The organism is Thermodesulfobacteriota bacterium (assembly GCA_040756475.1).
GTDB lineage: Bacteria > Desulfobacterota > Deferrisomatia > Deferrisomatales > JACRMM01 > JBFLZB01.
In genome coordinates this window covers 1-24,558 of sequence record JBFLZB010000058.1, presented here as the reverse complement: position 1 = coordinate 24,558, position 24,558 = coordinate 1, and the positions used below count along the sequence as shown (strand labels likewise).

General features: G+C 71.6%; 18 protein-coding genes. 7 read left to right on the top strand and 11 right to left on the bottom strand.

What is annotated here, in order from left to right; all coding sequences use genetic code 11:
• Both AB1578_10445 and AB1578_10440 read left to right on the top strand, forming a co-directional pair.
• Positions 1-1,640: flippase (locus AB1578_10445; protein MEW6488313.1), on the top strand; the 1,640-nt coding region annotated here is incomplete at its 5' end.
• Positions 1,637-2,386, top strand: coding sequence for an FkbM family methyltransferase (locus AB1578_10440; protein MEW6488312.1), 750 nt, complete (start codon positions 1,637-1,639; stop codon positions 2,384-2,386). The genes AB1578_10445 and AB1578_10440, both read left to right, overlap by 4 nt.
• Here AB1578_10440 and AB1578_10435 read toward each other — a convergent pair.
• The 8 genes from AB1578_10435 to AB1578_10400 form a co-directional block, all read right to left on the bottom strand.
• The gene (locus AB1578_10435) at positions 2,358-3,632 is read right to left on the bottom strand and encodes a glycosyltransferase family 9 protein (GenBank protein MEW6488311.1); all 1,275 of its coding nucleotides are present in this window, start codon (positions 3,630-3,632) and stop codon (positions 2,358-2,360) included. The two genes, AB1578_10440 and AB1578_10435, sit on opposite strands and share 29 nt — an antisense overlap.
• A gap of 13 nt (positions 3,633-3,645) precedes the next feature.
• The gene (locus AB1578_10430; protein MEW6488310.1) at positions 3,646-4,809 is read right to left on the bottom strand and encodes a hypothetical protein; all 1,164 of its coding nucleotides are present in this window, start codon (positions 4,807-4,809) and stop codon (positions 3,646-3,648) included.
• 51 nt (positions 4,810-4,860) lie between these two features.
• On the bottom strand, positions 4,861-5,667 hold the full coding sequence (locus AB1578_10425; protein MEW6488309.1) for a TylF/MycF/NovP-related O-methyltransferase: 807 nt from the start codon (positions 5,665-5,667) through the stop codon (positions 4,861-4,863).
• A gap of 84 nt (positions 5,668-5,751) precedes the next feature.
• A complete protein-coding gene (locus AB1578_10420; GenBank protein ID MEW6488308.1) occupies positions 5,752-6,990 on the bottom strand; it encodes a glycosyltransferase family 9 protein in 1,239 nt (412 codons plus the stop codon).
• Entirely contained in the window at positions 6,987-7,844 is an 858-nt protein-coding gene (locus tag AB1578_10415; GenBank protein ID MEW6488307.1) for a hypothetical protein, read from the bottom strand. Before AB1578_10415 ends, AB1578_10420 begins: the two co-directional genes overlap by 4 nt.
• A gap of 1 nt (position 7,845) precedes the next feature.
• A complete protein-coding gene (gene wbaP, locus AB1578_10410) occupies positions 7,846-9,291 on the bottom strand; it encodes an undecaprenyl-phosphate galactose phosphotransferase WbaP (protein ID MEW6488306.1) in 1,446 nt (481 codons plus the stop codon).
• Complete coding sequence (locus AB1578_10405; GenBank protein ID MEW6488305.1) at positions 9,288-10,196, bottom strand: glycosyltransferase; 909 nt, start codon at positions 10,194-10,196, stop codon at positions 9,288-9,290. Before AB1578_10405 ends, wbaP begins: the two co-directional genes overlap by 4 nt.
• A gap of 52 nt (positions 10,197-10,248) precedes the next feature.
• On the bottom strand, positions 10,249-11,232 hold the full coding sequence (locus AB1578_10400; GenBank protein ID MEW6488304.1) for a Wzz/FepE/Etk N-terminal domain-containing protein: 984 nt from the start codon (positions 11,230-11,232) through the stop codon (positions 10,249-10,251).
• A gap of 428 nt (positions 11,233-11,660) precedes the next feature.
• On the opposite strand from AB1578_10400, the gene AB1578_10395 reads away from it, so the two are divergent.
• The 3 genes from AB1578_10395 to AB1578_10385 all read left to right on the top strand — a co-directional run bounded on the left by AB1578_10395 (position 11,661) and on the right by AB1578_10385 (position 13,653).
• A complete protein-coding gene (locus AB1578_10395) occupies positions 11,661-11,999 on the top strand; it encodes a hypothetical protein (GenBank protein MEW6488303.1) in 339 nt (112 codons plus the stop codon).
• Between the two features lie 135 nt (positions 12,000-12,134).
• Complete coding sequence (locus AB1578_10390; GenBank protein ID MEW6488302.1) at positions 12,135-12,578, top strand: amino acid-binding protein; 444 nt, start codon at positions 12,135-12,137, stop codon at positions 12,576-12,578.
• Positions 12,579-12,708: 130 nt separating this feature from the next.
• The gene (locus tag AB1578_10385; GenBank protein ID MEW6488301.1) at positions 12,709-13,653 is read left to right on the top strand and encodes a 2-dehydropantoate 2-reductase; all 945 of its coding nucleotides are present in this window, start codon (positions 12,709-12,711) and stop codon (positions 13,651-13,653) included.
• Positions 13,654-13,772: 119 nt separating this feature from the next.
• On the opposite strand, the gene AB1578_10380 is transcribed toward AB1578_10385, so the two are convergent.
• Both AB1578_10380 and AB1578_10375 read right to left on the bottom strand, forming a co-directional pair.
• Positions 13,773-14,330 carry a hypothetical protein gene (locus tag AB1578_10380; protein ID MEW6488300.1) on the bottom strand — a complete coding sequence of 186 codons (558 nt, stop codon included), beginning with the start codon at positions 14,328-14,330 and terminating at the stop codon, positions 13,773-13,775.
• A gap of 104 nt (positions 14,331-14,434) precedes the next feature.
• Positions 14,435-16,600, bottom strand: a complete 2,166-nt coding sequence (locus AB1578_10375) for a hypothetical protein (protein ID MEW6488299.1) — start codon at positions 16,598-16,600, stop codon at positions 14,435-14,437.
• 224 nt (positions 16,601-16,824) lie between these two features.
• Here AB1578_10375 and AB1578_10370 point away from each other — a divergent pair, with 224 nt between their 5' ends.
• Together AB1578_10370 and bamA are read left to right on the top strand one after the other, a co-directional pair.
• Positions 16,825-21,435: a translocation/assembly module TamB domain-containing protein gene (locus AB1578_10370; protein ID MEW6488298.1), complete on the top strand. Its 4,611-nt coding sequence runs from the start codon at positions 16,825-16,827 to the stop codon at positions 21,433-21,435.
• Between the two features lie 205 nt (positions 21,436-21,640).
• Positions 21,641-23,785, top strand: coding sequence for an outer membrane protein assembly factor BamA (bamA, locus tag AB1578_10365; protein MEW6488297.1), 2,145 nt, complete (start codon positions 21,641-21,643; stop codon positions 23,783-23,785).
• Positions 23,786-23,953: 168 nt separating this feature from the next.
• Here bamA and AB1578_10360 read toward each other — a convergent pair.
• Positions 23,954-24,558: class III extradiol ring-cleavage dioxygenase (locus AB1578_10360; GenBank protein ID MEW6488296.1), on the bottom strand; the 605-nt coding region annotated here is incomplete at its 5' end.

Below are 24,558 nucleotides of genomic sequence, written 5' to 3'. Positions count from 1 at the left end.
GCCGCCGGGGCCCTTCGCGCGTTTACACCCACGCCACCGGCGGGCGCTCCTTGGGGGAGGTGGCGCGAGGAATGAGCCCAGACACGCCGACCCGTCCCCTGCCGCCTGCCCCCGACCCTCCCGTCGCCCGCAACACGGTGCTCAACCTCGTGGGCAACGGCGCACCGATGCTCGTCGCCCTCGTGGCCATCCCGCTGCTCGTGAAGGGCATCGGCACCGAGCGGTTCGGCGTGCTCACCCTGGCGTGGATGGTGGTCGGCTACTTCTCCCTCTTCGACCTGGGCATCGGCCGGGCACTGACGAAGTTCGTCGCGGAGCGCCTCGCCCGGGGGCAGCAGCAGGAGCTGCCGGCCCTGGTGTGGACGTCGCTCTACCTGATGCTCGCCCTGGGCGCCCTGGGGGGGGCCGCGGCGGCCGCCCTCACCCCCGCGCTCGTGAACCGGGTGCTGAACATCCCCCCGGCGCTCGTCGGTGAGACCACGGCTTCCTTCTACCTGGTGGCCCTGTGCGTGCCCCTCGTGCTCGTCACGACGGGCCTTCGGGGGGTCCTTGAGGGCCAACAGCGCTTCGGACTGGTAAACGCCATCAAGATTCCGGCGAACGCGGCCAACTTCCTCCTGCCCCTGGCCGCGCTGCCCTTCACCGAGTCCCTGGTCCCCGTCGTAGGTCTCCTCGTCGCCGGGCGCGCCGCCGTCCTTCTTGCCCACCTGGCGTGCTGCCTCGGCTCCCTGCCCGGGTTGCGGCGCCCCGTCCGCCCCGAGGCCCGCCACGTGGCGGAGCTCCTGAGGTTCGGGGCCTGGCTCACCGTGAGCAACGTCGTCTCGCCCCTCATGAGCTACATGGACCGCTTCTTCATCGGAGCCTTCCTGACGTTGCAGGAGGTGGCGTTCTACGTCACGCCCTACGAGCTCGTCACCAAGCTCATCCTCATCTCCCTGAGCCTCCAGACGACGCTCTTCCCCGCCTTCACCTCCTACGCAGCCACCGGCGAGGATCGGCTGCGCGCGCTCCACGGCCGGGCATTGGTCTTCACGCTCATGGTCTACACCCCCGTGGTGTCCGCGGTGGTGGTCCTCGCCGAGCCCTTCCTGGCCCTCTGGCTGGGGGGGGAATTCCCCCTGCGCAGCGCCGCCGTGATGCAGCTCCTCGCGGTGGGCGTGCTGGTCAACGCCGTGGGGAGCGTGCCCTACAGCGCCATCCAGGCCATGGGCAGGGCCGACCTCACGGCGAAGGTCCACCTCCTCCAAGTGCCCGCGTACGTCGCCATGCTGCTCCTCTTCACCAGGTCCCTGGGGATCGAGGGAGCGGCGCTGGCGTGGACTCTGCGGCTCGTCCTCGACACGGCCGTGTGGCTGTGGCTGGCCCGAACCCTCCTCCGGACCGAAAGGGCGGCCGGCCGGGTGGCCCACACCGTGGGGGCAGTGGGAGGCGCCCTCGCGGCGGCGGGGGCGGCGGCAGCGCTTCCCGGGCTCCCGTGGAAGCTCGGGGCCCTGTTCTTCCTCGTCGCCGGCACCTGCGCGGTCTCCTGGCGATACGGGCTGACGGGGGCAGAGAGGGCGTGGCTCAAGACCGCGGCGGCACGCTGGCGACCCGCACGGCGAACTCTCGGGGCCCGCAAGGGCGGAGGTACGGCGCCATGAGCATTCTCTCGGTGGTAAAGAGGCACCTGCCCCCGGGCTGGGTGCTACCCGCGAGCTATCTCAACCAAAAGCTGCGGGGGAACCTGGAGCCGGAGCTGCGGCTGCTGCCCTCCCTCGTGCGCCCGGGCTCGCGGGCGATCGACGTGGGGGCCAATGTGGGCTTCTACAGCTACGTCCTGTCCGGTCTGTGCGCGAGCGTCGAGGCCTTCGAGCCCCTGCCGGAGTGCGCCCTCGTGCTGGAAGCCTTCGGGGCCCCCAACGTGCGGGTGCACCGGGTGGGGCTCTCCGCAACTGCGGGAACCCTCACCCTGCGGGTCCCCCGCCGGGGAGGCGTTGCGAGCCCCCTCTCCGCCAGCTTCAGCGTCGACTACGAGGGAACGCAGGACCTCCACGAGCTCCCCGTCCTGCGGCTCGACGACTTCGGGTTCCGCGACGTCTCCTTCGTGAAGATCGACGTGGAGGGGCATGAGCTCGAGGTGCTCGAGGGGGGCCGCGAGACCATCCCGCGGGAGAGGCCGGTCCTCCTCGTCGAGGTGGAGCAGCGTCACCACCGGCGCCCGATCGCCGAGGTCTTCCGGGAGATCCTGGGCCTCGGAGGGTACGAGGGAAGCTTCCTGTGGCGGGGCGCCTTGCGCCCCCTGGAGGACTTCCGCTACGAGATCCACCAGGGGCCCTTCCTCGAGGAGGTTGCCCGGGGGGGAAGGGCGAAGGGCTACGTCAACAACTTCGTCTTCCGGCCGGTGTGACCGCCGCTCGAGGAGACCCTCCGGCAGAGCACCCGGTCGCCCCCGAACGAGCCCCCCAGGCCTTTTCTTCGCCACCGGCCAGGAGCTCCCCGGCCGTTCGGAGCACCTCTTCCGGATCGAGGTCGAAGCAGCACCGGTTCTCGCAGCGCTCATAGCCCAGAGTGTACTGACACGGCGCGCACGCAAGCGGCGGAACCATGACCTTCGCGTTCTGCGACCACGGAGCCATCCGGACGAAATCGGTAAAGGCAAAGAGCGCTATCCCGGGAGTCGGGGCGCAGGCCGCGAGATGGGCCACGCCGCTGTCGGTCCCGACGAAGAGCCGCGCCCGCTCCACCACCGCCACGACCTCCATGAGCGCCGTACGGCCGGACAGGTCCACGACCGGAATGGGGCCCGCGCGCCCCGACGCGAGGGCCCGGGCCAAAGCAAAGTTGGCCTGCCGGTCTTCATGGGAGCCCAGGAGCACCATGGAGAGGCCGTAGCGGTCGTGGAGGCCGCGCGCCACGGCCTCCCAAAGCTCCAAACCGAAGCGCTTGAGCCCCCGCCAGCCCTCCTGGGAAGAGCCCAGGTGAAGGGCGGCAAATGGCCGGCCGGTCAGGGGGCCGAGCAGCTCCCCTGCCCGCTCGCGGTCGCCGGAGGAGACGGGCACCGAGAGACTCAGGGCGTCGGAACGGATGGGGGCCCCGAGGGCCTTGAGCACGCTGGCAACGCCACCTACCTCGTGCTGCGCGGCGCCCCCGCCCTCTTCGACCCGCAGATCCAGGTAATGGGCCCTGCCCCCCGTGTCGATTCCCACACGCACGGCCTTCCTCGCCCAATGGGCAACGAGGGCTGCCTTGAGGAAGCCGGCCACACTGCACGTGCGAACGAGAAAGATCACCAGGTCCACTCCTCGGAAGAAGCCCCGCAGACGCACCCATTCCCGGAACCGGAGGCTTCGCGCAAGATCCCGCGGCGTGCGGGCATCGAGGAGGGGAGAAGACAGGACCCTGTGCACCACCGGGTTCCCCCGAAAGACGCCTTCGGCGGCCCGCCAGCACACGACCTCGAGAGAGGCACCCGGGTATCGCTCCCGCAGCGGGCCCAGGATCGGGGTGGCGAGGACCGCGTCCCCGACCCCCCCCAGCCTCACCACCGCGATGCGGCGGGGCGCCGAGGGGAGCTCCCGGCGGCGCCGGGGCACAAGCGCCCGACCCGCCGCCGCGACACGGAAGAATGCCCACGCCAGAGGGCCCCCTTCCACGCAGATCTCGAAGTTAGCCTGGGGCCGTGGCGGAGGGGGCTTCACGGGAACGCCTCTCGGAATCGCGCAGGAGGTAGTAGATCCCCAGCAGCACGAAGGACTGGCTGGTCAGGGGGTTCTCGTTGATGGTCATGACCAGGAAGAGGAGGAGAGGGTACGACCGCACCCGCAAGAGGTACAGGAGGAAGACGAGCAGGGCGAAATACAGGAGCCCGTGGTCGATGACCACCGAGGAGAGGCCGCTCCCCGCCACGACCACCCCGGGCCGATCCTCGAACCACAGCCCCTGGCGCAGGAGCGGCACCTCGGCCGCCCGGCTCGCCGCGTTGCGAAACCCCACGCCGAGCCACAGGTCCCTGGCGGGAAGCTCCGGCACGACGGCGTAGCCGATGGTGCGGTGGAGGAAGGACTGGTTGATGAAGTCGGCTCCGTGCACCCCGTACATGGCCTGGGTGACCACCATCATCCCCCCCAGCACCCCGCCGACCACAGCCCACTTGGGGACCCGGTCCACCGCGCGCCGCAGGAGCCACGCGAAGGGGAAGACGAGGAAGAAGGAGACCGAAACCTTGGAAAAGGACAGCACGAGCCCCAGGGCGTGCGCGGCCAGGAGGGTGCGCCGCCGGGGGACGGAGCGGTCGTCGACGAGCAGAACGAAGCTGCCGATCAGGAGGGCGGCAAAGAACCCCGGCTCCCGGGACAGCCCGCTGAACCGGAAGGCCATGAGGAGCCCCTCGGCCCCGGTGGGAGGTGGACCGGTGGGCAGGGCATACGCGCCGTAGAGGAACTCGCCGATGGCCGCGGGGAAGAGGAGCTCGGCCCCGAAGCCCAGGACGCCCACGGCCTGCACCAGGGCCACGCCCACGTTGAGGGCGACGTATCCGTACAGATAGAAGAAGCCCTGCCGCGCCGTGTAGGCCATGTAGGCCGCGCAGACCACCACGGAGACGACCTTGAAGAGGAAGAGCACGCTGCCGTACGGGACCGATGCCGCCACGAAGAGCAGGGCTGCCAGGGCGTGGCGCCGCTCGATGGGGCGGGAGCCCAGCTCCCTGAGGAAGTGCGGGTCGACCAACGGCACCAGGAGATACAGGTACACGGACGTGTCCCCCACGGCCGGCGAGAGGACCGGGGAGGCGAAGAGCAGGTAGAAGAGATGGCTGTAGAGCCGCGCCACGATCACTCCGGCGCCGGCCCGTGCACCCGCGGTGCCGTCACGGGACGGTCCTCACTGCTTCAGGACGAGCGCCGACCCGCTCTTGTCGGGCATGGGAATCGGCACGTCGGCCTTGTCGGAAAAGTACTCGTCCACCGCCTTCCTCGCTCCCGGCCAGGTATTGTAGTCGTGTACAACGAGGAAGCCGCCCCGTCGCATCCGCGGGAAGAAAAAGCTCAGCCCTTCGAGGGTCGGTTCGTACAGGTCGGCATCCAGGTGGACGAACGAAAAGCTCGCCCTTCGCAGCGCCTCGGGAATGCTCTCCGGAAAGTACCCCTTGTAGAAGAAGACGTTGTCCGTCACCGGGGATATGTTCGTCCTGACGAGGGCCAGGCTCGTATCGGAGAACTCCGCGTGGTCGATCGCGTGTCCCGAGGCCGACCTCTCCCTTTCCGCGCTGCGCCTTCCAAACCCCTCGAAGGTGTCGAAGAGGTGGAGCCTTCGTTCCGGGGCGTAGTGGTGCAAGAGCTTTGCCGTGCGCCCCCGGTAGACGCCCACTTCCGCGAAATCTCCCTCGATCTCGTTCTGGATCAGGGTGCGCAGCAGCAGAACGAGCATGTCCCTCCGGGTGTTGTCCCAGGGCTCCAGATCGCAGATCCGGCGGCGCGCTCCCTCTTCCTTCGGGAAAAATCCGCCCGTCGCCTCGACGAACTCCGGGGTGTGCCAGCGCGACCTGGGATGGATGTCCATCTGCCCCTGGAGGAAGAAGGCGGTGTTCCGGAACACGTAGCACAGCGGCTGCTCCAAGGCCCTGAGCGCCAGCGGAGCGTACCTCCACGGGTTCCGCAGCAGCTTGGCCAGCTTGCGAGTCACGGACACGGGTTCCTCCGGAGGGGCGGCGCCGGCTCCCGGGCGCGCACGGCGTTCGACGTTCGAGAGCGCCCCCTGGGGGAGGCGCCGGCCTCACCTTCCACGGCCAAGGGCCGCCCTGCGAGGTTCGCACCCGGCCAGGAGGGCCTCCCCCGCCCGATGGGCCGCCTCCGGCGAGACCTCCCGGAGGCACTCCATGCCCTCGCACCCCTCGCGGCGGTGGCAGGGGGCGCAGGGAACGGGGTGGGTCGCGACGGCGCAGGCCTCCCCCCGGGGGCTCCAACGGGCGGGGTCGTGCATGGCCCCGCGGATCGTCACCACGGGCACCCCGTAGGCCGCGGCGATGTGCCCCGCGGAGGTCTCGGCACTGTAGACGACCTCGGCCCCTCGCAGGGCTGCCAGAAACCCTTCCCACCCCAGCCGGTCGCAGGCGTTCGCGCACCCCGGAAGGCCGCGGGCCGCTTCCCGGGCGAGCTGCGCTTCGTGCTCTCCCAGCCCCGTGAAGAGGAGCTGGCAGCCCTGGGCCACGAGCCGCTCGGCCAGGACGCGCCAGCGCTCCGGCGGCCACTCCCGGCGCCGGGAGCCGCTCGTACCCATGTGAAGGACCCGGTAGGGGGCGAAGGGGCGGGGCAGGGCCTCGAGCACCCGGCTCACGTCCGCGACGCCTTCGGGCAAAGGGTCGCGGAGGACCATCGCGAGCCTCTCGGGCGACCCCGCCGGCAGGGGGAGGACCTCGAGCAGGCGAAGCTGGTACTGGGCTTCGTGGAGCCCCTTGTGCTCGAAGGGCAGCGCGTGGGTGAGCAGGGGCCCGAACCCGCTACTCGCGTACCCGACCCGCACGGGAATCCCCGCCTGCCACAGCAGCGCAATCTGGTTGGGAAAGTAGGAATAGAGCTCCACGGCCACGTCGTAGCGGGCCGCCCGGAGCTCGGCCAGGGCCCGGCGCCGGGTCGAGAGGTACCGGCGCAGCTTGGCCGCAGGCGCCATGGGCTCCCGAATCGCCCGCCAGTGGTCCACCCGATGGGTGCGGGCGACCAGGGGGTGGCCCCGCAGGACGGGCTCGGACCAGCTCCCCGCGAGGAAGCCGATCTCCGCCTCCGGGAAGGCGCTGCGAAGGACCGGAAGGACCGCCGTGGAGATGACGACGTCCCCCAAGTGGGCCCCGTTGGAGAGGAGGATGCGCCGGGGAGGGCCGATCCGCGTCGCGCGCGGCTGGCCCAGGCAAGCGGCCAGGAGGCCGTCCATGGCACGAAAGACGGCATTCCAGGTGGGGTTCTGGATCAGGTACCCGCGCCGGGTCGGAGAGCGGGGGCCACCCGCGGCGGGGATCACGTCCCTGCCCCCGCCTGGGCGGCCTCGAGGCACAGCAGACACCCCGCCAGGCCCGCGGCCAGAAAGGTGAGGGCCCCCCGAGCCCATGAGGGAAGAGCCGCCCTCCGGTCCGCCTGGGCCGGGGCGTCGAGGACCGTGAAGCCGAAGGGCTCCTCCCGAGCCGCAAGGAGGTCCTCGACGACTTCCTGTGCGTAGAGCCGCCACAGCCGTCTCTGGACCGCCGGCTCGACTGCCCCCTGGGACATCGCCGTCTCCCGAACTGCGTCCCGCCTCTCCCGGGCACGCCGCGACGCGGTCTCCCGCAGCTCGGCCACGGCCTCGGCGAGGTAGCGTTCGAGTACCCGACGGGCACCCTCGGCCGTGGGAGAGGTGCACTTGAGCGTCAGGGTGCGCCGCTTGCGGTCGGGAATCACCTCGATCCGGGCCATCGCCCGGCGCAGGGCGGCGTGCCCGCTGACCCGAAGGGGAGCTCCGCCCCAGGCCCGGGGGCCTTCCCGCCAGCCGAGCCGCAGCAGTCCCGTCTCGGCGTCGAAGCGCTCGCCGAACAGGTCCGCCCAGGCCTGCGGCACCGCCAGCACCCGGGCCGCCAGGGTCTCGCTGCGGAAGAGCACCGTGAGCTCCTCCAGCCGGGAGGGGATGCCCACCGCGTAGCCGAAGGGCGTCGTGGGGCTGTCGAAGTGGATCTCGGTCAGGGGGGCGTCGAGGTCGTCGGGCCGCAACACCGCCGCTGCCGTCCTCGCGGGGGGCGCCGCGGCCGCCCAGAGCCCCGCCGCTACACCGGCCGCCAGCGACAGGCCCAGCAGCAGGCGGCGGTAGCGCCGCAGGGTGCCCAAGTAGCCGGCGAGGGTGAACACGTCAGCAGGCCCCCTCGCGCAAGAGCACCACCCGGATGGTCTTCACCGCGATCGCGAAATCGAGCCAGGGAGACCAGTTGAGCACGTACCACGTGTCGAGGCCCAGGCGCTCTCCGAAGGTCAGGGCGTTGCGGCCCGAAACCTGCCACAGGCCCGTGATACCGGGCCGCGTGAGCAGGATCGTATGGGCGGCGGAACCCATGTCCTCCCGCTCCCGGGGAAGATAGGGGCGCGGTCCCACCAGGCTCATCTCGCCCCGGAGCACGTTGAGGATCTGGGGAAGCTCGTCCAGGGAGGTCTTGCGCAGGAAGGCGCCGACCCGGGTCACCCTGGGATCGAAGTCCCGAAGCTTCTTGTACTTGTGCCACTCCTCCCCGGCCTCGGGGCGGAGGGTGAGGTGCACCTTGAGGATGTGGTCGCTGTTCTCGAACATCGTCCGGAACTTGAAACAGCGAAACAGCCTGCCGCCCCTGCCCAGCCGCTCCATCGAGACGAAGGCGCCCCCTGGGGAGTCGAGCCGGATGGCGAGGGCGATGATCCCGACCGCGAGCCCGAGCACCGGCAGGAGGGCGAGGGCCGCGCACACGTCGAACGTGCGCTTCGCCCACTGGCTGGCCGCGTCTCGCAGCTTGTTTCGAATCTTCAGGAGGAAGAGCCGCTGGCTGAGGATCGGGAGGAGTTCCGTGTTGGCCAGGGGGAACCCCCGAATCCCGGGGACCACGAGCACCGAGCGCACGTGTTCCTGAATGTCTGCCGAGAGGCGCGCAAGCTCGCCGGACGGCAGGGAGGGAATTGCGATGGCGACGGTGGACGCCCCCAGCTGCTCCACGACCGCGCGGCACTGGCCGATGGGGCCCAGCACCGGGTAGGAACGGCCGTTCACCGGGATGAGCAGCCCCTGCTTTACCGGGTCGTCGTCGAGGAATCCCAGGATACGATGACCCAGCCCGGGGTCCCCGGTAAGACCCAGAGCCGTGGCCCGCCCGGCCTTGCCTGCACCGACGATGACGGTGGGCTCGCCCCACAACCGGAGGCGGTAGAGCACAGCCTTTCCCCCGAAGCGGGCCAGGGCGAAGACGGGCACCGCCCAGGCCCACAGCAGCAGGAGATAGAGGCGGGAGAGCAGCTCATGGAAGCGGGCCAGGGTGGAGAGCGCCAGGACCAGGACCACGGCCAGGGTCAGGGCGCGCAGGAGCTCCCGGGGCTCCTGCCAGGAGGGAACCCTTCGGGAGTAGAGTCCGGAATAGCCGATCACCCCAAGAACCACCAGCGGGAGCCACCACAAACCCCTCGCCACGTCCAGGCTGAACGAGAACTCGGGCACCGCAGGAGTCCACTCCCCCAGCAACCGCCGGCTCTGGAAGGCCAACACGGTGGACAGGAAGAAGGAAACCAGGTCGAGCCCGACCAGGGCCAGGACGCCGGCGGCAGAGCGTGAGTCCCTCATTGCCAATATCCCCGGTTCATGCTGATCCGCACCTTGAGCCTTCGGGGGAGAACCCCCTCTACGAGGCCCAGCCGGTACCCGGCGAACTTCAGCCCGTTGCGCCACAGGGCGCCGGGCAGGTGCCGCCTCCCGCGCCGCCACAGATAGTCCCACTCGGACCGGAGGAAGCGGCCGCCCTCTCCCTCGGCCTTCCCGAAGGCCTCGCGAATCCACGGCTCCCGGGCATGGAAGACCCCCACGTCGAAGTAGCGCCGCAGCTCCTCCAGGGGCCCGTAGGCATGCGAGTGGTGCACCCGGGCGTCGGCCCGATAGGCCACCTTCCAGTCTGCCAGGAGCAGGCGCGCGGAGACGTAACTGTCCTCGCTCAAGATCACGTCCGGCGGAAAGCCCCCCACGGCCAAGAGGGCTTCCCGGCGGTAGGCGGCAAAGGAGTTCGAGATGAAGAAGGTCTTCATGCCCAGCGCCAGGGCATCGGCAGCCTGCTTGACCCGGGAGTGGGGCGGGTAGTTGAAGAGCCGGGCGTGGGCCTCCAGAGGCCCCGCTCCGGATCGGGGGAGCTGCCGCCCGAAGGCCGCCCCGACCTTCGGGTCGGCGAACGCCTGCAAGAGATTCTCGAAAGCCTCCGGGTGAGCCGGGACGGCATCTTGAGTAAGGAAGAGATCCACCTCCGCCTCCGGCGCGAGCTCGACGGAACGCTGGCGGGTCCCCCCATGGCGGAAGGCGCTGCGTTCGATAACGTGCACCGCGGCGCCCGACTCCCGGAAGCGCTCCGGCGAGTCGTCGGTGGAGGAGGAGTCGATCACCACGAAGGCGTGCGGTTGGGCCGTCTGCACCCGAAGAGCAGCCAGGAGGGAACCGGTCGCCGGCCCCGGGTTGAGCGTCGGGACGTGGAGCGCGAATCTCACGGGGCACTCCCCGCCGGCGCCGCCCGGCGCCACCCCGAAGTCTCCCAGCCTCTCAAGGCCTTGGCCCCCGCGCACCGCCAAGGCTGTCGCGCACCAGGAAGAAGACGCACGTGGCCAAGAAGGCCGCCGCCGCGGCCAGCGCGCCGATCAGGAGTCGGCGGGGGCCGTGCTTCTCATCGGGGGAGCGCGGTGTATCCACGACCACGAACCCGAACTGGCTCGAATTCTTCGCCAGCATCTCGCGCTCCACTTCTTCGCCGTAGCGCAGATAGAGGCGCTCGCGGACGATCAGGTCATCGGTCGCCTCCGTCTGGCTCAGCAAGAACTCTTTGTTGTGCCGAGCCCGGGCCAGGGCCTCCTCCTGAAGCCGGCCGCGGCCCTCCGCCAGATAGAGCTCCAGGATGCGTGCCGCCGCGTCCGGATCGCGGGCATCGAAGGCGAGCGAAACCACGCCCGACCGCCGGTCCACCGAAACCGTCAGGCGATCCTCCGCCGCCCGGACGGCGTCCCAGTGGTCCGGCGCCCTGGGCCCGGAGCGCCCCCGGCCCCTGAGCCGGTCCGCCACCCCCGGCCGCAGGGTCCGGGTGACGGGGTCGAATCGGTCGGGGTACACCCAGAGCCACAGGTCGTGGCGCGAGAAGACCCGCGCCGTGAGATCCCGGCTGTGAAAGAGTACCTCCAGGTCTTCGGCCTTGGAGGGGGCTCCCAGGGAGAGTCCAAAGGAAGCCAGCAAGCCCAGGGACGCTGCACCGCGACCCTGGTCGGCCTGTTGGTCGGGCTTGATGACCGCGGAGGCTCGATAGGCGTCGGGCAGGGAGAAGGCGACCAGGAGGGCGGCGGCGGCACACAGGGCGGTCACGCCCCCGATCCAGAACTTTCGCGGCCAGAGCAGCCCCCAGTAGCCCGCGAGGGTGAGGGGGTCGCCATCGTCCCAGACCCGGGGGTCCGGACGCTCCCCCGGCGCACCGGGGCCGGGGTAAATCTTCGCGCCGGCCCCGCCTCTCTCCCCTTGCGAAACTTCGGCGTCACTCTTCATGGAGTCTGCCCGTGCTCCGGCGGTCGATCGCCTGGGAGGCTCGCACGCCACAGACCTCGCCTGCCGAACCCCAACCCCGGCGATCCCGCGGGCACCGAGGACAAGGGTACCGCGCCGATCCTCGCCACCGAGCGAGGAGACTGGGACCATACAGCGCACCTGGCAGGCGCGCAACGGCGGAAGACGGGGAAGGACGACGGATGCGGTTCATGGGGCGCTCCCCAGGGGTTTTCATCTTCGGGTCACGAATGCTAACACATCGCCAGACAACATCCAGGAGCGAAGGGCCCGCCTCGACCCCGGCGCCGCCGCGGCGCTTTCCATCCTCCCGGGCGTGGCCCGCGCCCCCCCGATTCCTCGGCAAAGCCCTCAAGCCCCGCCGGCGGCGAGCCGATCCAGGGTGACAACCCCCACGCGAAAGGACGGGCGTGCGGCGTATCGCAGGGATGCTGTTGCTGGCCGCGGGGCTCGCCCCCCCCGCCGGGGCCGGGCCGTTGGCGGTGACGCGCTACCTGGTGGACGGCCGGGTGCACGTGGCCGTCGCCCTGCGCCCCGACGGCTCCGGGGGAGCGCTCACCTGGCTCGACACGGTCTCCGGCCGCCGGGGCGACGTGCCCCTGGCCTCCCGGGGGCCGACCCTCGCCGTAGCGGCCTCGGACAGCTCCTGCCGCGCCTACCTCGTGGGCGACTTCGCCCTGGTCCTCGAATCCCCCCCCTGGAGCGAGGACTCCCCCGCCCCCCCCGCGCTGGGCATCGCCCTGGAGTAGTCAGCCATCCCCCTGCCCCCTGCTCTATGCTCTCTGCTCTCTGCCCCAGCCCCCCCCGGCCGGCCCGGTTCGTGCATCTCTCGTTGCGGGTGGGTGTGTTCCGCGTCGCCTTCGACGCACGCAAAAGGAGGTCACATGAAGCTCAAGCAAATCTCCGTGTCCCTGGAGAATGCCCCCGGGCGCCTCTACGAGGTGACCGACGCCCTGGGCCGGGCGGGCATCAACCTGCGGGCCCTCAGCCTGGTGGAGACAGCCGACTTCGGGGTCCTGCGGCTCCTCGTCTCGGACCTTTCCACCGCGCGGCAGGTGATGATGGAGCGCCACTTCCCCGCCCGGGTCGACGAGGTGGTGGCCGTGGAGATCGAGGACAAGCCGGGCAGCCTGGCGCGGCTTCTCAAGCCGCTGCGGGACGCCAAGGTCAACGTCCAGTACATGTACGCCTTCACCGGGTTCGCCTCCGGCAACGCGGTGATGATCTTCCGGTTCACCGACAACGACGCCGCCATCCGCACCCTGCAGCACAGCGGCGCCAAGATCCTGGATTCCAAGGCCTTCGGCATGCTCGAGAGCACCGGCTGACCCCTGAGTTTCCCACAGCCTTCGGTGACCCCGAAGGGATGCCACGCAGAGCCTTCACCCTCACCCCGGGCCCCTCTCCCGTCGAGGGCGAGGGGATGCAGGGAGAGGGGTTTCCTTACAGGAGAATGCGATGACCGGAGAGAGCGGTTTTCCCTGCCGGAAGTTTGCCGTGGTGGGCGCCGGCCCCGTGGGCTGCGTGGTGGCAGCCTATCTCGCCCGGGGCGGCTACGACGTGACGCTGTGCGACGTGGTCCCGGCCCTGGTGGACGCGGCCCGGGCTCCGGGAATTTTCATCGACGGAGCGGAGAAATTTCACCAGTCTGTCCCCAAGACGATCACCCGCATCGACGAGCTGGCCAAGGACCCGCCCGACGCCATCATCGTGACGGTGAAGGCCACGGCGCTGCCTCTGCTCGCCTCGGCGATCCAGGCCTTTCACCGGGAGGGCATGGCGGTGGTGAGCTGGCAGAACGGCATCGACACGGAGCTCGTGCTGGCTGAGTCCCTGGGCCGCCGGGACGTGCTGCGAGCCGTGGTCAACTACGGGTGCGCGCTGCCCGAACCCGGCCACGTTCACATGGCCTTCCACCACCCGCCCCACTTCCTCCAGGAGCTCGACCCGGCGGGCAGGCCCGCCGCCGAGGCCATTGCCGCAGCCCTTACCGCGAGCGGGCTCGCCACGGAGCGCACCGGCGAGATCGTCAACATGGTGTGGCGCAAGTCGGTGATGAACGCCGCCATGAACCCGGTCTGCGCGGCCACGGGCATGACCATGGCCCAGGCCATGCGCGATCCGATCATCTCCCAGATGGTGGACCTGCTCATCAAGGAGGGCGTGGCGGTGGCCCGGGCCAACGAAATCTCGCTGGGCTGGCACTACTACCCCTACGCCGTGGACTACATGAAGAAGGCGGGCGACCACAAGCCGTCGATGCTCATGGACATCGAGGCCAAGCGCCGCACCGAGGTGGACTTCATCAACGGGAAGATCGTGGAGTACGGCGAGCGCGCCGGGGTGGACACCCCCTACAACCGGATGATCCGGGCCATCGTGAAGGCCCTGGAACCCAAGTAGGAGCCTGCTCCCGCAGGCGATGCGGCCCCGCCCGGGCCGCTCCTCGGTCACCGGAAAGACCCCAGCCCGGCTTTCGGCGGATCGCCGGCAGGAGCCGGCTCCTCCGCCGCCCCCCCGCGTCAGGGCGAAAGGAGCGGGTCGCGCCGCCCGCCGAGCCAGGCCCACAGCCGCCCGAGCCACCGGTTGGCCGGGTGGGCGCGGGGCAGGAACCGCAGGAGGGGCGCCCGGCGGGGCCCCATCTCCTCCAGGCGGGCGTGGAGGCCCGGGTGGTGGGGCGCCAGGGCGAGCCCGCTGCGAAACGCCGCGTGGGCCTGGGCCCGCTGCTTGGCCTTGAAGAGGAGCACGCCGAGCACGGCGTAGAGATCGGGAAGCTGGGGGTGCTCCTGCAAGAGAGCCAGGCACTCCTGGACGGCCGGCTGGAGGCGGCCCGACGCGAAGGCGCTGTGGGCGGCCGCGAGCGCCGCGCCCCGGGGGCCCCGAAGGGCAGGGACTCCGGCCTCGCGGAGCACCTCGGCCGAGCGGGCGTAGTGACCCTCGGCGAAGAGGGCCAGCGCCTCCCGGAGCCGGCCTTCGGACTCGGCCGGCAGGGGTTCGGACTCCGGCCCGGACTCGTCTCTTGCTTCGGCGAGAACGAGGTCCGAGAAGATCTGCTCGAAGGGTGCGTGGGGTTCTTTCACCGGGTCACCGGGGGCAGCCGGGGTGGAGGGGCAGCGCACCGGCCACACCGGCGCGCCACTCCTCGTATCGGCCATCCGCGGCCCGGAGTTGAGACGCAGCCCCCCTACCGCAGCCCCAGGGCCTCCCCGTAGAATCGGTACACCGCCCAGGCCCCTGCCGCCAGAAGGATCAGGAGGAAGAGGTAGAGCCCCCAGGGCTGCTTCTTCTGGGCATAGGGGTCGGAGAGCGACCTCTTGGCTCCCTCGGGCAGCGTCGCGATGGAGGTCAGGGCACCGCCGAAGGGGATGTTGAGCATGGCCCGGGCGTTCACCGCCCAGCCGCTGGCGTCCAGCAGGGGCCCCAGGTTTCGCTGCCGGAGCTTCAAAGCCGCAATGATCATGGAGGGGCCGGAGATGACCAGGAGCACTCCGGCGAAAGCCAGGGGGATCTGCCACCAGGCCAGGTTCAGGAGCCCCGTCACGAGGGCGGCAATCGCCGTGCCGATGGCCCCCAGGGCCAGCCCGATGGCGGCAAAGACCCCGGCGAACTTGCCGATGTCGAAGGCCGCGGGCGCCGCGGGCTTGGAGGCTTCCACCGCGGCGCCGGCCCCGGCGACACCGGCCGCCGCCTGGTCCTGCACGGCCTTTTCCTTGGAGGCCGCGAGCTTCTCGATCTGCTCGCCGATCATCTTTCCGACGCGCTTGTAGGGGGACCAGAAGGCCTGGCGGATGCTGATGGGGTTCTCCACCACCTTGGTGATGGTGGCGTCCCAGTCCTGGCCCTTGCGGTCGTAGAAGACCCCGTTGCGGCCCACCATGAGGAAGTCCGAGTCGCCCCCCGTGAAGGCGGCCACGATGGTCATCTTCTCGGCGCTCCCCTTGCGGGTGCACGCACAGTAGGCGAGGTAGGCCCGGCTCAGGCCGGCCAGGGCGCCGTGCTTGGCCTCGTCGTCCACCCGCAGGCACAGCTCGCAGCTTCGGCCGTCGAGGTAGAGCACCCCGGCCTGGAACACCGCCTTGCCGCGTCGGGCGTAGAAGTCGCGGAAGGCGACGAAGTTGTTGAGGAGCGTGTGAAGGTCCCGGTGATAACGCACCAGGCGCTCCACCGAGGCGACGGCGTTGGCCTCGGCCTCCAGGGCCAGGTCCTTGCCGATGAGCGCGGCCAGGGCGTCTTTCCCCTTGCCCGCCAGAATTTCCCGGACGCGGGCGAGCCCCAGCTTCTCGACGGCGCTCCCGGCCTTCGCCGCGAGCCAGGCCTCGTGGGCCGCGAACTTGGCGCTCAGGCCCTTCCATTCCTCCAGGGTCAGCTCGGCCCTGGCGCCCAGGAGCGGCTTCACCACCTGGTCCCGGAGCCGGCCCACGGCTTCGGCCCACGCCGGGTTGAGACCCTCTTGGAGGGGCAGGGGCTTGCCCGCCGCGACCTGGGCCAGGGGGAAGCCCGCCAGGTCCTCCTCCGCCGGGGAGAGCACCTTGCCGGCCAGGGCCGCGTACTCGGCCTCGGCCCGGTTCAGCGGCCCCGCGGCCCGGGCGTCGAAGGCGGCCAGTCGGCACCGGGTGAAGTAGTCGTCGACCTTGGCCTTCACGGCGCCAAAGGTCTGGGCCACGTCGGCGGTGGCGTCGCCCAGGGGAAGGATCATCGCCGCGTCGGCCTCGGCCTTGGCCCGCCACTGTTCGTAGGCCTGGGCCTCGGCGAAGAACTGGTCCACCCGGGCCTGGGAGACCCCCGGGGCGCCGCTGCGGTCGGTGTCGGAACCCAGGCAGGCCATGATGTCCTGGATGAGGGCCTTCTCCTCCGGAGTCGCCCCCGCCTCGGCGGGGACGATGCCGTCGCCGTTGAAGACGGTGTGGGCGAAGATCCGGGCCGGATCGGCCAGGTCGTCCAGGGAGATGGCGTCGGCCTCGCCCTTGCCCAGGTTCGCCAGGATCTGCCGGGCGGAGGCCAGCAGCCGGGCACCCTCCGGGTTGCTGTCGTCGATGGCGGCCAGGGGCAGGGAGGCCCCGCCTCGGGCGAGTTCCCCGGCGTCCTTGAGCACCGAGCAGGCCCAGCGCACGGCCGAGAGGATCTCGGGCACCCGGATGCGGCCGTCGCCGTCGGTGTCGATGAGCTCCAGGGTGCGGGTATCGAACTCCAGGCCCTTGGCCGGGCAGGCCAGGGCCACCCAGAGCTTGGGGTCCAGCTGGTCCAGGGACCGGAAGTCCTCCCCGGTCTCCAGAAGTACCTGGTCGAAGCCGCCGGCGCGAAAGAAGTTCCATCGGTGGGCCGGGGGTTTCTTCTCGAACAGGTTGGCCATGTTCCCCTCCTCCTGTGATGTGATGGCAGGGCAAGCGCCGGGCAGTATGACCGGGTTTCCCTACCGCGCAAGGAAATCGCGGGGCCGGCGGCGCCGGCCCGGTTGCGTGCGCCGCTGCTCCAGGTAGCCTGGGGAGCCCCCGCCGTGCCAAACCGTTGCGCAGGCAAGCCCTTTTCGCCCGTCTCGTGAACGGAGACCCCGTTGCCCCGAGAAAGCTCCCGCCGGTGAGAAGACTGTTGCGCTGGTTCGCCTACTGCATGCTGGCTCTGGGGCTTGTGCTCGCCGGCGCGTACCTCCTGCGCGGCGTCCTGGTGGCCCCTCGCCTCAAGTCCGCCCTGCAGGAAGCGCTGGAGCAGGGTCTGGGGCTCGGCGTCGAGCTCGGGGCCGTGGAGGGGACATACGTAACGGGGCTCGCGGTACGAGACCTGGTGACCCGCCGCCCCAACCCCGCAGGACCGGTGGCGTCCCTGGGAGCCGAGCGGCTCGAGGTCTCCTACAATCCCCTCGCCCTGCTCGGGGGGGTGGACGGGTTCCTCGCCACCGCCCGCATCCGGGTGCGGGGCGTCCGGGTGGCGCTCGTGGTCCCGGACACGCCCGCCGCCCCGGAGCCCCCTGCCCCCGAGCCTGCCTCCGGCCGCGCTTCGCTGTTCCTCCCCGCCCGGCTCCCCGGCCTCGACGTGCGGGGCGTCGACCTGGAGCTCCGGGGACCCGACTACCGGGCCGAGGTGCGGGGCCTCTCCCTGGTGACCGCCGAGGGGGGCCCGCCCTCCCCGTCCGAGATCCGCATGGCCGCAGAGCGGGTCCACCTGGAGCACCCCCGCCTGCGCACCGAGCCGGGCGACCTGGCGGCATCCCTTCTCTACGAGCCTATATCCGCAGTGATCCGGGACCTGCGCTTCGGCGGAGCGAGGGTGGTCGAGGAGCTCCAGGTCGGCCTGGAAGACCTGGAGCGGGGCGCCCTCACCTGGGAAGCACGCCTGGAGGTCTTCGGGGGCCGCCTGGCCTCCCGGGGGGCCTGCGAACCCGGCCTCATCGAAGCGACCGCCGAGGCGCGGGAGCTGCGGCTGGAAGCGGCCTTCGGCCGGATCGCGGGAGCACCGGCCGTGAGCGGGGCGCTGGACCTGAACGCACGCGTCCGCCTGGACCCCGCCCGCCCGGAACAGATCACCGCGGACCTGGATCTCGCCCTGCGCGAAGCCCAGGTCCAGGGGGTCGCCCTGGAGGGCGCCACGGTGCGGGCCTCCGCCGGCGACGGGCTGGTTCGGGTGGAGCGGGCCGAGCTGCGGGCGGGGCCCAACCGGGCCGAGCTGCGGGACGCCGAGTTTGCCCTGGCGAATCTCCTGGAGGGTCGCCCCGAGGCCGCCGCCGCCCAGGCCCGCGGGCGCCTTTCCCTAAAGCTAGAGGACGTGCCGGCCCTCCTGAAGCTCGCCGGGATCGAGCCGGACCGGCTGCCCGCACCGGTACCCCCCCACCGCCTCACGGCCGAGGCGTCGGTCGCGGCCGGCGAGGTCACAGTGGACGCGGCTTCCTTCGAAGCGCCGGCCGGCCGGGTCGGGGCCGAGAAGTTGCGAATCGGACTGCCCCTGGAGGGCCGGACTCTCGAAGAAGCGGCCCTCGAAGGCGCCGTCACCCTGGACCTGGAGGACCTCGCGGCACTTGGTGACCTCCTGGGCCTCCCGCCCCTGGCCGGGAGCCTCGCGGGCGGCGGGCACGTCTCGGGGACCCTGGCCCGCCCCGGGGGCCGGCTGGCGCTCCGGGGAAAGGGCCTGGCCTACGCGGGCGTCCCCCTGGGGGAGCTCCAACTCGACGCCCGGGCCGACCCCGAGCGCGTGGACCTGGACCGTCTCCTGCTGCGCCGAGGCCCAGACCGGGTGGACGCCCGGGGGGCCGTGGTGCTCGATCCCCTGCGCCTCGAAGGGGTCGTCCTGGACGCGGCGGTGGCAGAGCTCGCCCGATACGCCAAGTTCCTGCCCACCCCTTGGGACGAGAGCCGCGGGGCGCTGTCCGCATCCGCCCGCCTCGAGGGCCCCCCGCTCCAGCCCGAGGGAACCGCGGAGCTCTCCCTAAGGGGCGCGCGGCTTGGGGGAGTGGAGGTCTCGAAGGCACGGGTCTCCGCGGCGGCGGCGGGCCGCACCGTGGAGATCCGCAACCTGGAGGCCGAGACCTCCGAAGGCGGCCTGGCCCTGCGGGGCACCCTCGAGCTGGGAGACGAGGGCGAGCGGTTCGAGGCGGTTATCCAAGACCTCCGGCTTGCGCGCCGGGGCGTCGCGCTGACCCAGTCCCGCGGAACAACGGTGCGGGCGACCTACGGGGTGGCCGCGGGCCGGATCGCGGTGGAAGGACTGGACCTGCGGCGCGAGAATGACCGGATCACCTTTTCCGGAGCCTTCGACGCCGCAGCGGGGCGCCTGGAGGGGAGCTCCGCGGAGCTCCGGGTGGCGGACCTGAAGCCCTACGCCGAGGCACTGGCGCCCTTCGTACCCGCCCTCTCGGGGGCCGTCGAGGTCCGCGCGGAGGCCCACGGGGCCCTCCCCTGGTCCGACGGGCGCGTGAACGCCGCGGGCCGCGACCTGCGGGCGGGCGGCGTGGAGCTCGACCGGGTGCTCCTCGTGGCCCGGTCCGACGCGGGGGTGCTGCGCATCGAGGAAGCCGAGGTGTCCTCCCCCCTGGGCTCCGCCGCCCTCTCCGGAGTGGTGACGGTCGACCTCGCCGGCCCGGCCTTCCAGATCGAGCTCCAGACCCTGCGCCTCCAGGGGGAAGGGCTCGACCTGTCCCTGGAAGGGACGGCGGATATCGCCGCTTCCCCCAACCGGGTGGACATCCGGAGACTCTCGCTGCGGGGAGAGCCCGGAGCCCTGCGGATCGCCGGGACCGCAGCATTCCCGGACGAGGTGGACCTCACGGTGGAGCTCTCGGGCCTGGGAAGCGGCGGGTGGCTCCCGCTGCTGGCGGGCGAAGCGGTCTCCTTTCGGGGAGCGGACCTCTCGGCGCACCTGCGGGGCACCAGCGCCGTGCCTGTCCTCGACGCCAAGGGCTCGGTGGCGGAGCTTCGGCTGGAGGGGGCGCCGTTTCCCCTGGTGGGCTCCTTCGACCTGGGGTTCGCGGACCGGCGGCTCTCGGTTCGGGGGTTTCGCTGGGCGGGGGCGGGGGGCACCCTCCTGGAGGTCTCGGGGTCGCTTCCCCTGGACGCGTTTGGCGAGGACCTCCTGGCCCCAGGTCCGCTGGAACTGCGGGCGACGGCCCGGGTGCCGTCCCTCGACACCTTCACGGCCCTCCTTCCGGAGGGCGTTCGCCCCGGGGGCTCCGCCCACCTCGACCTCTCCCTGGAGGGCACCTGGGGCGACCCGGTGGCCGCCCTTTCCCTGAGCGCCTCCGAACTCACCCTGCCGGATCTCCCCTTCCCCGCGCCTCCGGGCCCCTTTGCCCTGGAAGCCCGAGTCTCTGCCTTGGGCCCCCGCCTCGCCCTGGAGACCCTGGAGGTCTCCTCCCCGGTCGTCCACCTGCAAGGGCAGGGGCGCTGGGACGACGCTCCCCTGCTGACCGAGGTCCTGCGGAGCGGCAGGGAGCTTCGCGGCCGGGTCTCGGCCGGCGGACGCCTCACCGTCTCCGAGCTCGGCTGGGCCCGGCGCGGCGTCGAGGCCCTGCGCCGGCTCGAGGGCCGGGCCACGGTAGACCTCGCGGTGGAGGGCACGCTGCCCGACCTCGCGGCCACGGGGTTCGTGCAGGTGCGCGACGGGGCGGTGCGGGCCGCCGGGGGAGCCCCACCCCTGGAGGAGCTGGAACTCGACGCCCGGCTCGATACCAAGGGGGTCACGGTGGAGGAGCTTCGAGCCCGGGTGGGCGGGGCCCCCCTGACCCTGGCGGGCCGCCTGGATCTGGCCACGCCGGCGGACGAAGCGGCCGAAGGCGGGCCCCAGGCCGACTTCCGGCTCCGGGGCGAGAACCTCCTCCTGGTCCGGGAAGAGGGGCTGCGGGTGCGGGCCGACGTGGACCTTTCGGTGGCGGGGCCTACGGAAGGGCTCCTGGTCTCGGGCCGGGTGGCCCTGACCGAGGGCCGCTACACCCGGCCGGTGGACTTCCTGGGGTTCCTGCGGGGATCCCGCAAGCCCTCGGCCCGCCAGGGCCTGGCCTTCTTCTCCTTCCCCGACCCGCCGCTTCGCGACGCCCGGTTCGACGTGGCGGTCACGGCCGCGGCGCCTTTCCAGATCCGGACCAACGTGGCCACGGGATCGCTCCGACCCTCGCTGCGGCTGACCGGAACGGGGGAGCTCCCGGTGCTCCTGGGCGAGATCTACCTGGACCCCATCCGGGTGCGCCTGCCGGCGGGCCGGCTCGACGTGGAGTCCGGGGTGGTGCGCTTCCTCGAGGAGGATCCGGACCGGCCGCTGCTCGACGCCTCCGCCGGCACCCGGATGATGGGATACGACATCTCCATGCAGGTCTCCGGCCCCTACGACAACCCGGTCGTGACCCTGTCCTCCGTGCCCCCCCTGCCCGACGAAGAACTCCTGCTCCTGCTCCTCGCCGGACGGCCCCCGGCCAGCGCCGGAGGCGACGCCGCCGCGCGCCAGAGCGGCCTGGCGGTGGCCACCTACCTTGGGCGGGGGCTCCTGGCGGGGCTCTTCGGCCCCGGCGACGGGGGAGACTCGGTGGCCGACCGCTTCGACCTCCTCATCGGGCAGGGGGTGAGCCGCACCGGGCAGGAGACCATCGAGGCCCAGTTCCGCCTGGCCGACGGGGTGGTCCGAAAGGACGACACCCTGTACCTGCGCGGAGAGCGAGACGTGTACGACGCCTTCAACGCGGGAGTGCGCATTGTCTTCCGGTTCCGGTAGGCACAGGGAGGGCCCCCATGGAACCACCCGTCCAGCTGCGGGGCGGTCCCTGCGCCGGCGGCAAGGGGCACCGGGGCTCCCGGTGGAAATCGAGATCGATATCGAAATCGACGCCGACTTCGATCGCGATTTCGATTGCGATTGCGATTTCGACCGGGGGAAACCCGGAGGGCCGTCGCACCTCGGCGCTCCGGGGCGCCTTCCGGTGAGGAGGGGCACTGGACCGTTTCGCCTCAAGCTCCTCATCGCGTTCGCCCTCGCCGCCGGGTTCGCCGGGGCGACCGCCGGGCCGTCCTCCGGCGCGGAGGAGACGGTTGTCCCGGAGCGCCCGGTCCCGGCCGTGCTGCGCTTCGAGGGAAACCGGGCCCTGGGGGAAGGGGCGCTGCGGCGGGCAGCGGAAGCGGAGCTCGACGAGAGCCGGGGAGAGCTGCGGCTCCACCACGCCGACGACGCCGCCTTCCAGATGGAGCTCGCCTACCGCAACGAGGGCTACGCCTTCGCCGAGGTGGCCTACGCCTACGAGGTTCGCGACGGCCGGCCCCACGTTATCTTCGAGGTGACGGAAGGGCCCCGGGTGATCCTGCGGACCGTGCAGATCGAGGGCAACCGCGCCTTCGACGCCGACACCCTGCGGGCCTTCTTCGGCCCCGAGCGGTCCTTCCTCGCAGGGGGCGGGCGCGTGTTCGTCGAGAGCCAGGCCAGGCGGGCCGTGGCGGAAATGCGGGACTTCTACTACGGGAGCGGGTACCTGGACGTGGAGGTCGAAGGGCCCGAGCTCGCCTTCTCGCAGGACCGGTCCCAGGTGGCGGCCACGGTGCGCATCCAGGAGGGACCCCGCCACGTGGTGCGCGACGTGGCCTTCCAGGGCGAGGTGCTGGCCGAGGCCGAGGGCGCCCTGGGGGAGGCGGCGGCGCAGTTCCTGGGGCAGGTCTACGTACCCCGGGTGCGGCTCACCCTCCAGAGCCGCATCCTCGAGATCTACGCCAACCGGGGCTACCCCGAGGTCCGGGCCGAGGTGACCGTCTCCCCCGGGGCGGCCCCTGGCGACCAGCTCCTCGCCGCCCGGATCGCCAGCGGGCCCCGGGTGACCGTGGCGGCCGTCGAGGTACAGGGAAACCGGAAGACCCGGGGGGCCTTCCTCCGCAACCGGCTGGCGTTCTCGCCGGGCGACCCCTACAGCCAGGAAAAGCTTCGCACCTCGTTTCGGAACCTCTACCGCACCGGGCTCTTCCGGCAGGTGGACCTGGAGCTGCGGGAGATCGAGGGCCCCGGGGAGCCCGGAGACCGGGCCCTGGTGCTCGCGGTCGAGGAGGCGCCCTCGATCGAGCTGTGGCTGGAGCCCGGCTGGGGTTCCTACGAGTACCTGCGCTTCCGGGCGGGCCTTGGGGAGAGAAACCTCTTCGGCACCGGGCGCTCGGGCCGGGTGGAGGCGGGGGTATCCGTGCGCAGCCGCGACGCCCTGGTGGGCCTCACCGACCCCTGGTTCTTCCGCTCCGAGATCACCGCCGACGTCCCCGTGTACTACCGCTGGCGCCGGGAGCCCTCCTTCGACCGGGAGGAGAAGGGCGTCGGGGTCACCCTGAGCCGCCCCCTGAGCCCCACCATCACGGCCGCGGCCTCCTACGACATGCGCCTCACCTCGCTCACCCACACCCGGGCCGACCCGGACATCGACGACTCGGCCAGCGGGTACGCCCTGGCCTCGGTGGGGCTCCAGGCCGCCCACGACACCCGGGACGACTTCTTCGTCCCCACCCGGGGCGGCAAGTCCACCCTGGGCGCCGAGGTGGCCGAGACCTATCTGGGAAGCGACCTCACGTACCTGCGCTTCACCGGGAGCACCCGCTGGTTTGCCTCCGTCACCGGGAGCACGGTGATCGGAGCGCGCTACCAGGCAGGCCTCATCCTGCCCACCGGGAGCCAGGTGGCGCTGCCGCTGGGTGAGCGCTTCTTCAACGGGGGCGAGAGCACCGTGCGCAGCTTCCAGGAGTCGGAGCTCGGGCCGGCAGACCCGGGCGGAGACCCCCTGGGAGGGCACGGCTACAACGTCCTCACCCTCGAGGTGCGCCAGCGCCTGCGCGGAAACCTCGCCGGCACCCTCTTCTGGGACTACGGCAACGTCTCCCCCAACCGCTCCCTCGAGCGGCGCACGGAGCCCTACGACAACCGTTCCGACCTCATCGCCGACACCTTGGACGACTTCTTCCGCGACTTCCGCTCCGGCGTGGGCGTCGGCCTCCAGTACCTCCTCCCCGTGGGCCCCGCCCGGCTCGACTTCGCCGTCAACCCCAGCCCCCGGGACCGGGAAGACCGCTGGGCGCTCCACTTCAGCGTGGGGATGGCGTTCTGAGGACCTTGGCCCGCAGTCACGCCGCAGTGATCCGGGTTCCCGGCGGGCCGCGCCCTGGAAGCGGCGTTCGCTCTGCCCGTTGCGGCGCGGCAAGCGCTCTTCTCGACTGGGGCGCCCTGTATCCGATCTGCTCGCCGTCCGGGTGGTCCCCGATCCAGCACGAGCCCGTCATCCAATCTGGAAGCACCGCATGGAGATCGAGGCGTTCTGGATGCCCTCGTGGGCAAACGCGAGGGGCTCGCCCGGCGCCTGGAGGGCGAGGACGTAGATCATGGGGAGGTAGTGGTCGAGGGTCGGCACGGCCAGGGGAGCGCCCCGGCCCAGGTTCTGGAAGGCGATCAGGTCCCGGTGGCTGCCGGCGAGCAGGCTCTCCTTGGCCCGCTCGTCGAACTCCGCCGCCCAGGGGTAGGGCTTGGCGTCCATGTCGCGAAAGTCGATGGCCGCCAGGTTGTGGACGATGTTGCCGCTCCCCACCACGAGCACTCCGCGCTCGCGCAGCTCGCCGAGCTCCCGGGCCAGGTCGTAGTGGTACTGGATCGGCTTGGGGTGCCAGTCGTTGAAGGAGTAGTCGAGGCTGAGCTGGAAGACCGGTACGTCGGCCGCGGGGAAGAGGCGGCGCAGCACCGACCAGGCCCCGTGGTCCAGGCCCCACTCCCGGTCGCAACGCACCGGGGCGCGGCCCACGAGCCGGGTCACGGCCTCGGCCTCCTCCGGGGCCCCGGGGCTGGGGTAGGTGAGCGCGTAGAGCTCTTCCGGGAACCCGTAGAAGTCGT

Bases quoted from the DNA above. Each gene is read 5' to 3' on its own strand.
- AB1578_10400 (MEW6488304.1), bottom strand. From the start codon at position 11,232: ATGAAGAGTGACGCCGAAGTTTCGCAAGGGGAGAGAGGCGGGGCCGGC.
- AB1578_10375 (MEW6488299.1), bottom strand. From the start codon at position 16,600: ATGGCCAACCTGTTCGAGAAGAAACCCCCGGCCCACCGATGGAACTTC.
- wbaP (MEW6488306.1), bottom strand. From the start codon at position 9,291: ATGAGGGACTCACGCTCTGCCGCCGGCGTCCTGGCCCTGGTCGGGCTC.
- AB1578_10390 (MEW6488302.1), top strand. From the start codon at position 12,135: ATGAAGCTCAAGCAAATCTCCGTGTCCCTGGAGAATGCCCCCGGGCGC.
- AB1578_10440 (MEW6488312.1), top strand. From the start codon at position 1,637: ATGAGCATTCTCTCGGTGGTAAAGAGGCACCTGCCCCCGGGCTGGGTG.
- AB1578_10385 (MEW6488301.1), top strand. From the start codon at position 12,709: ATGACCGGAGAGAGCGGTTTTCCCTGCCGGAAGTTTGCCGTGGTGGGC.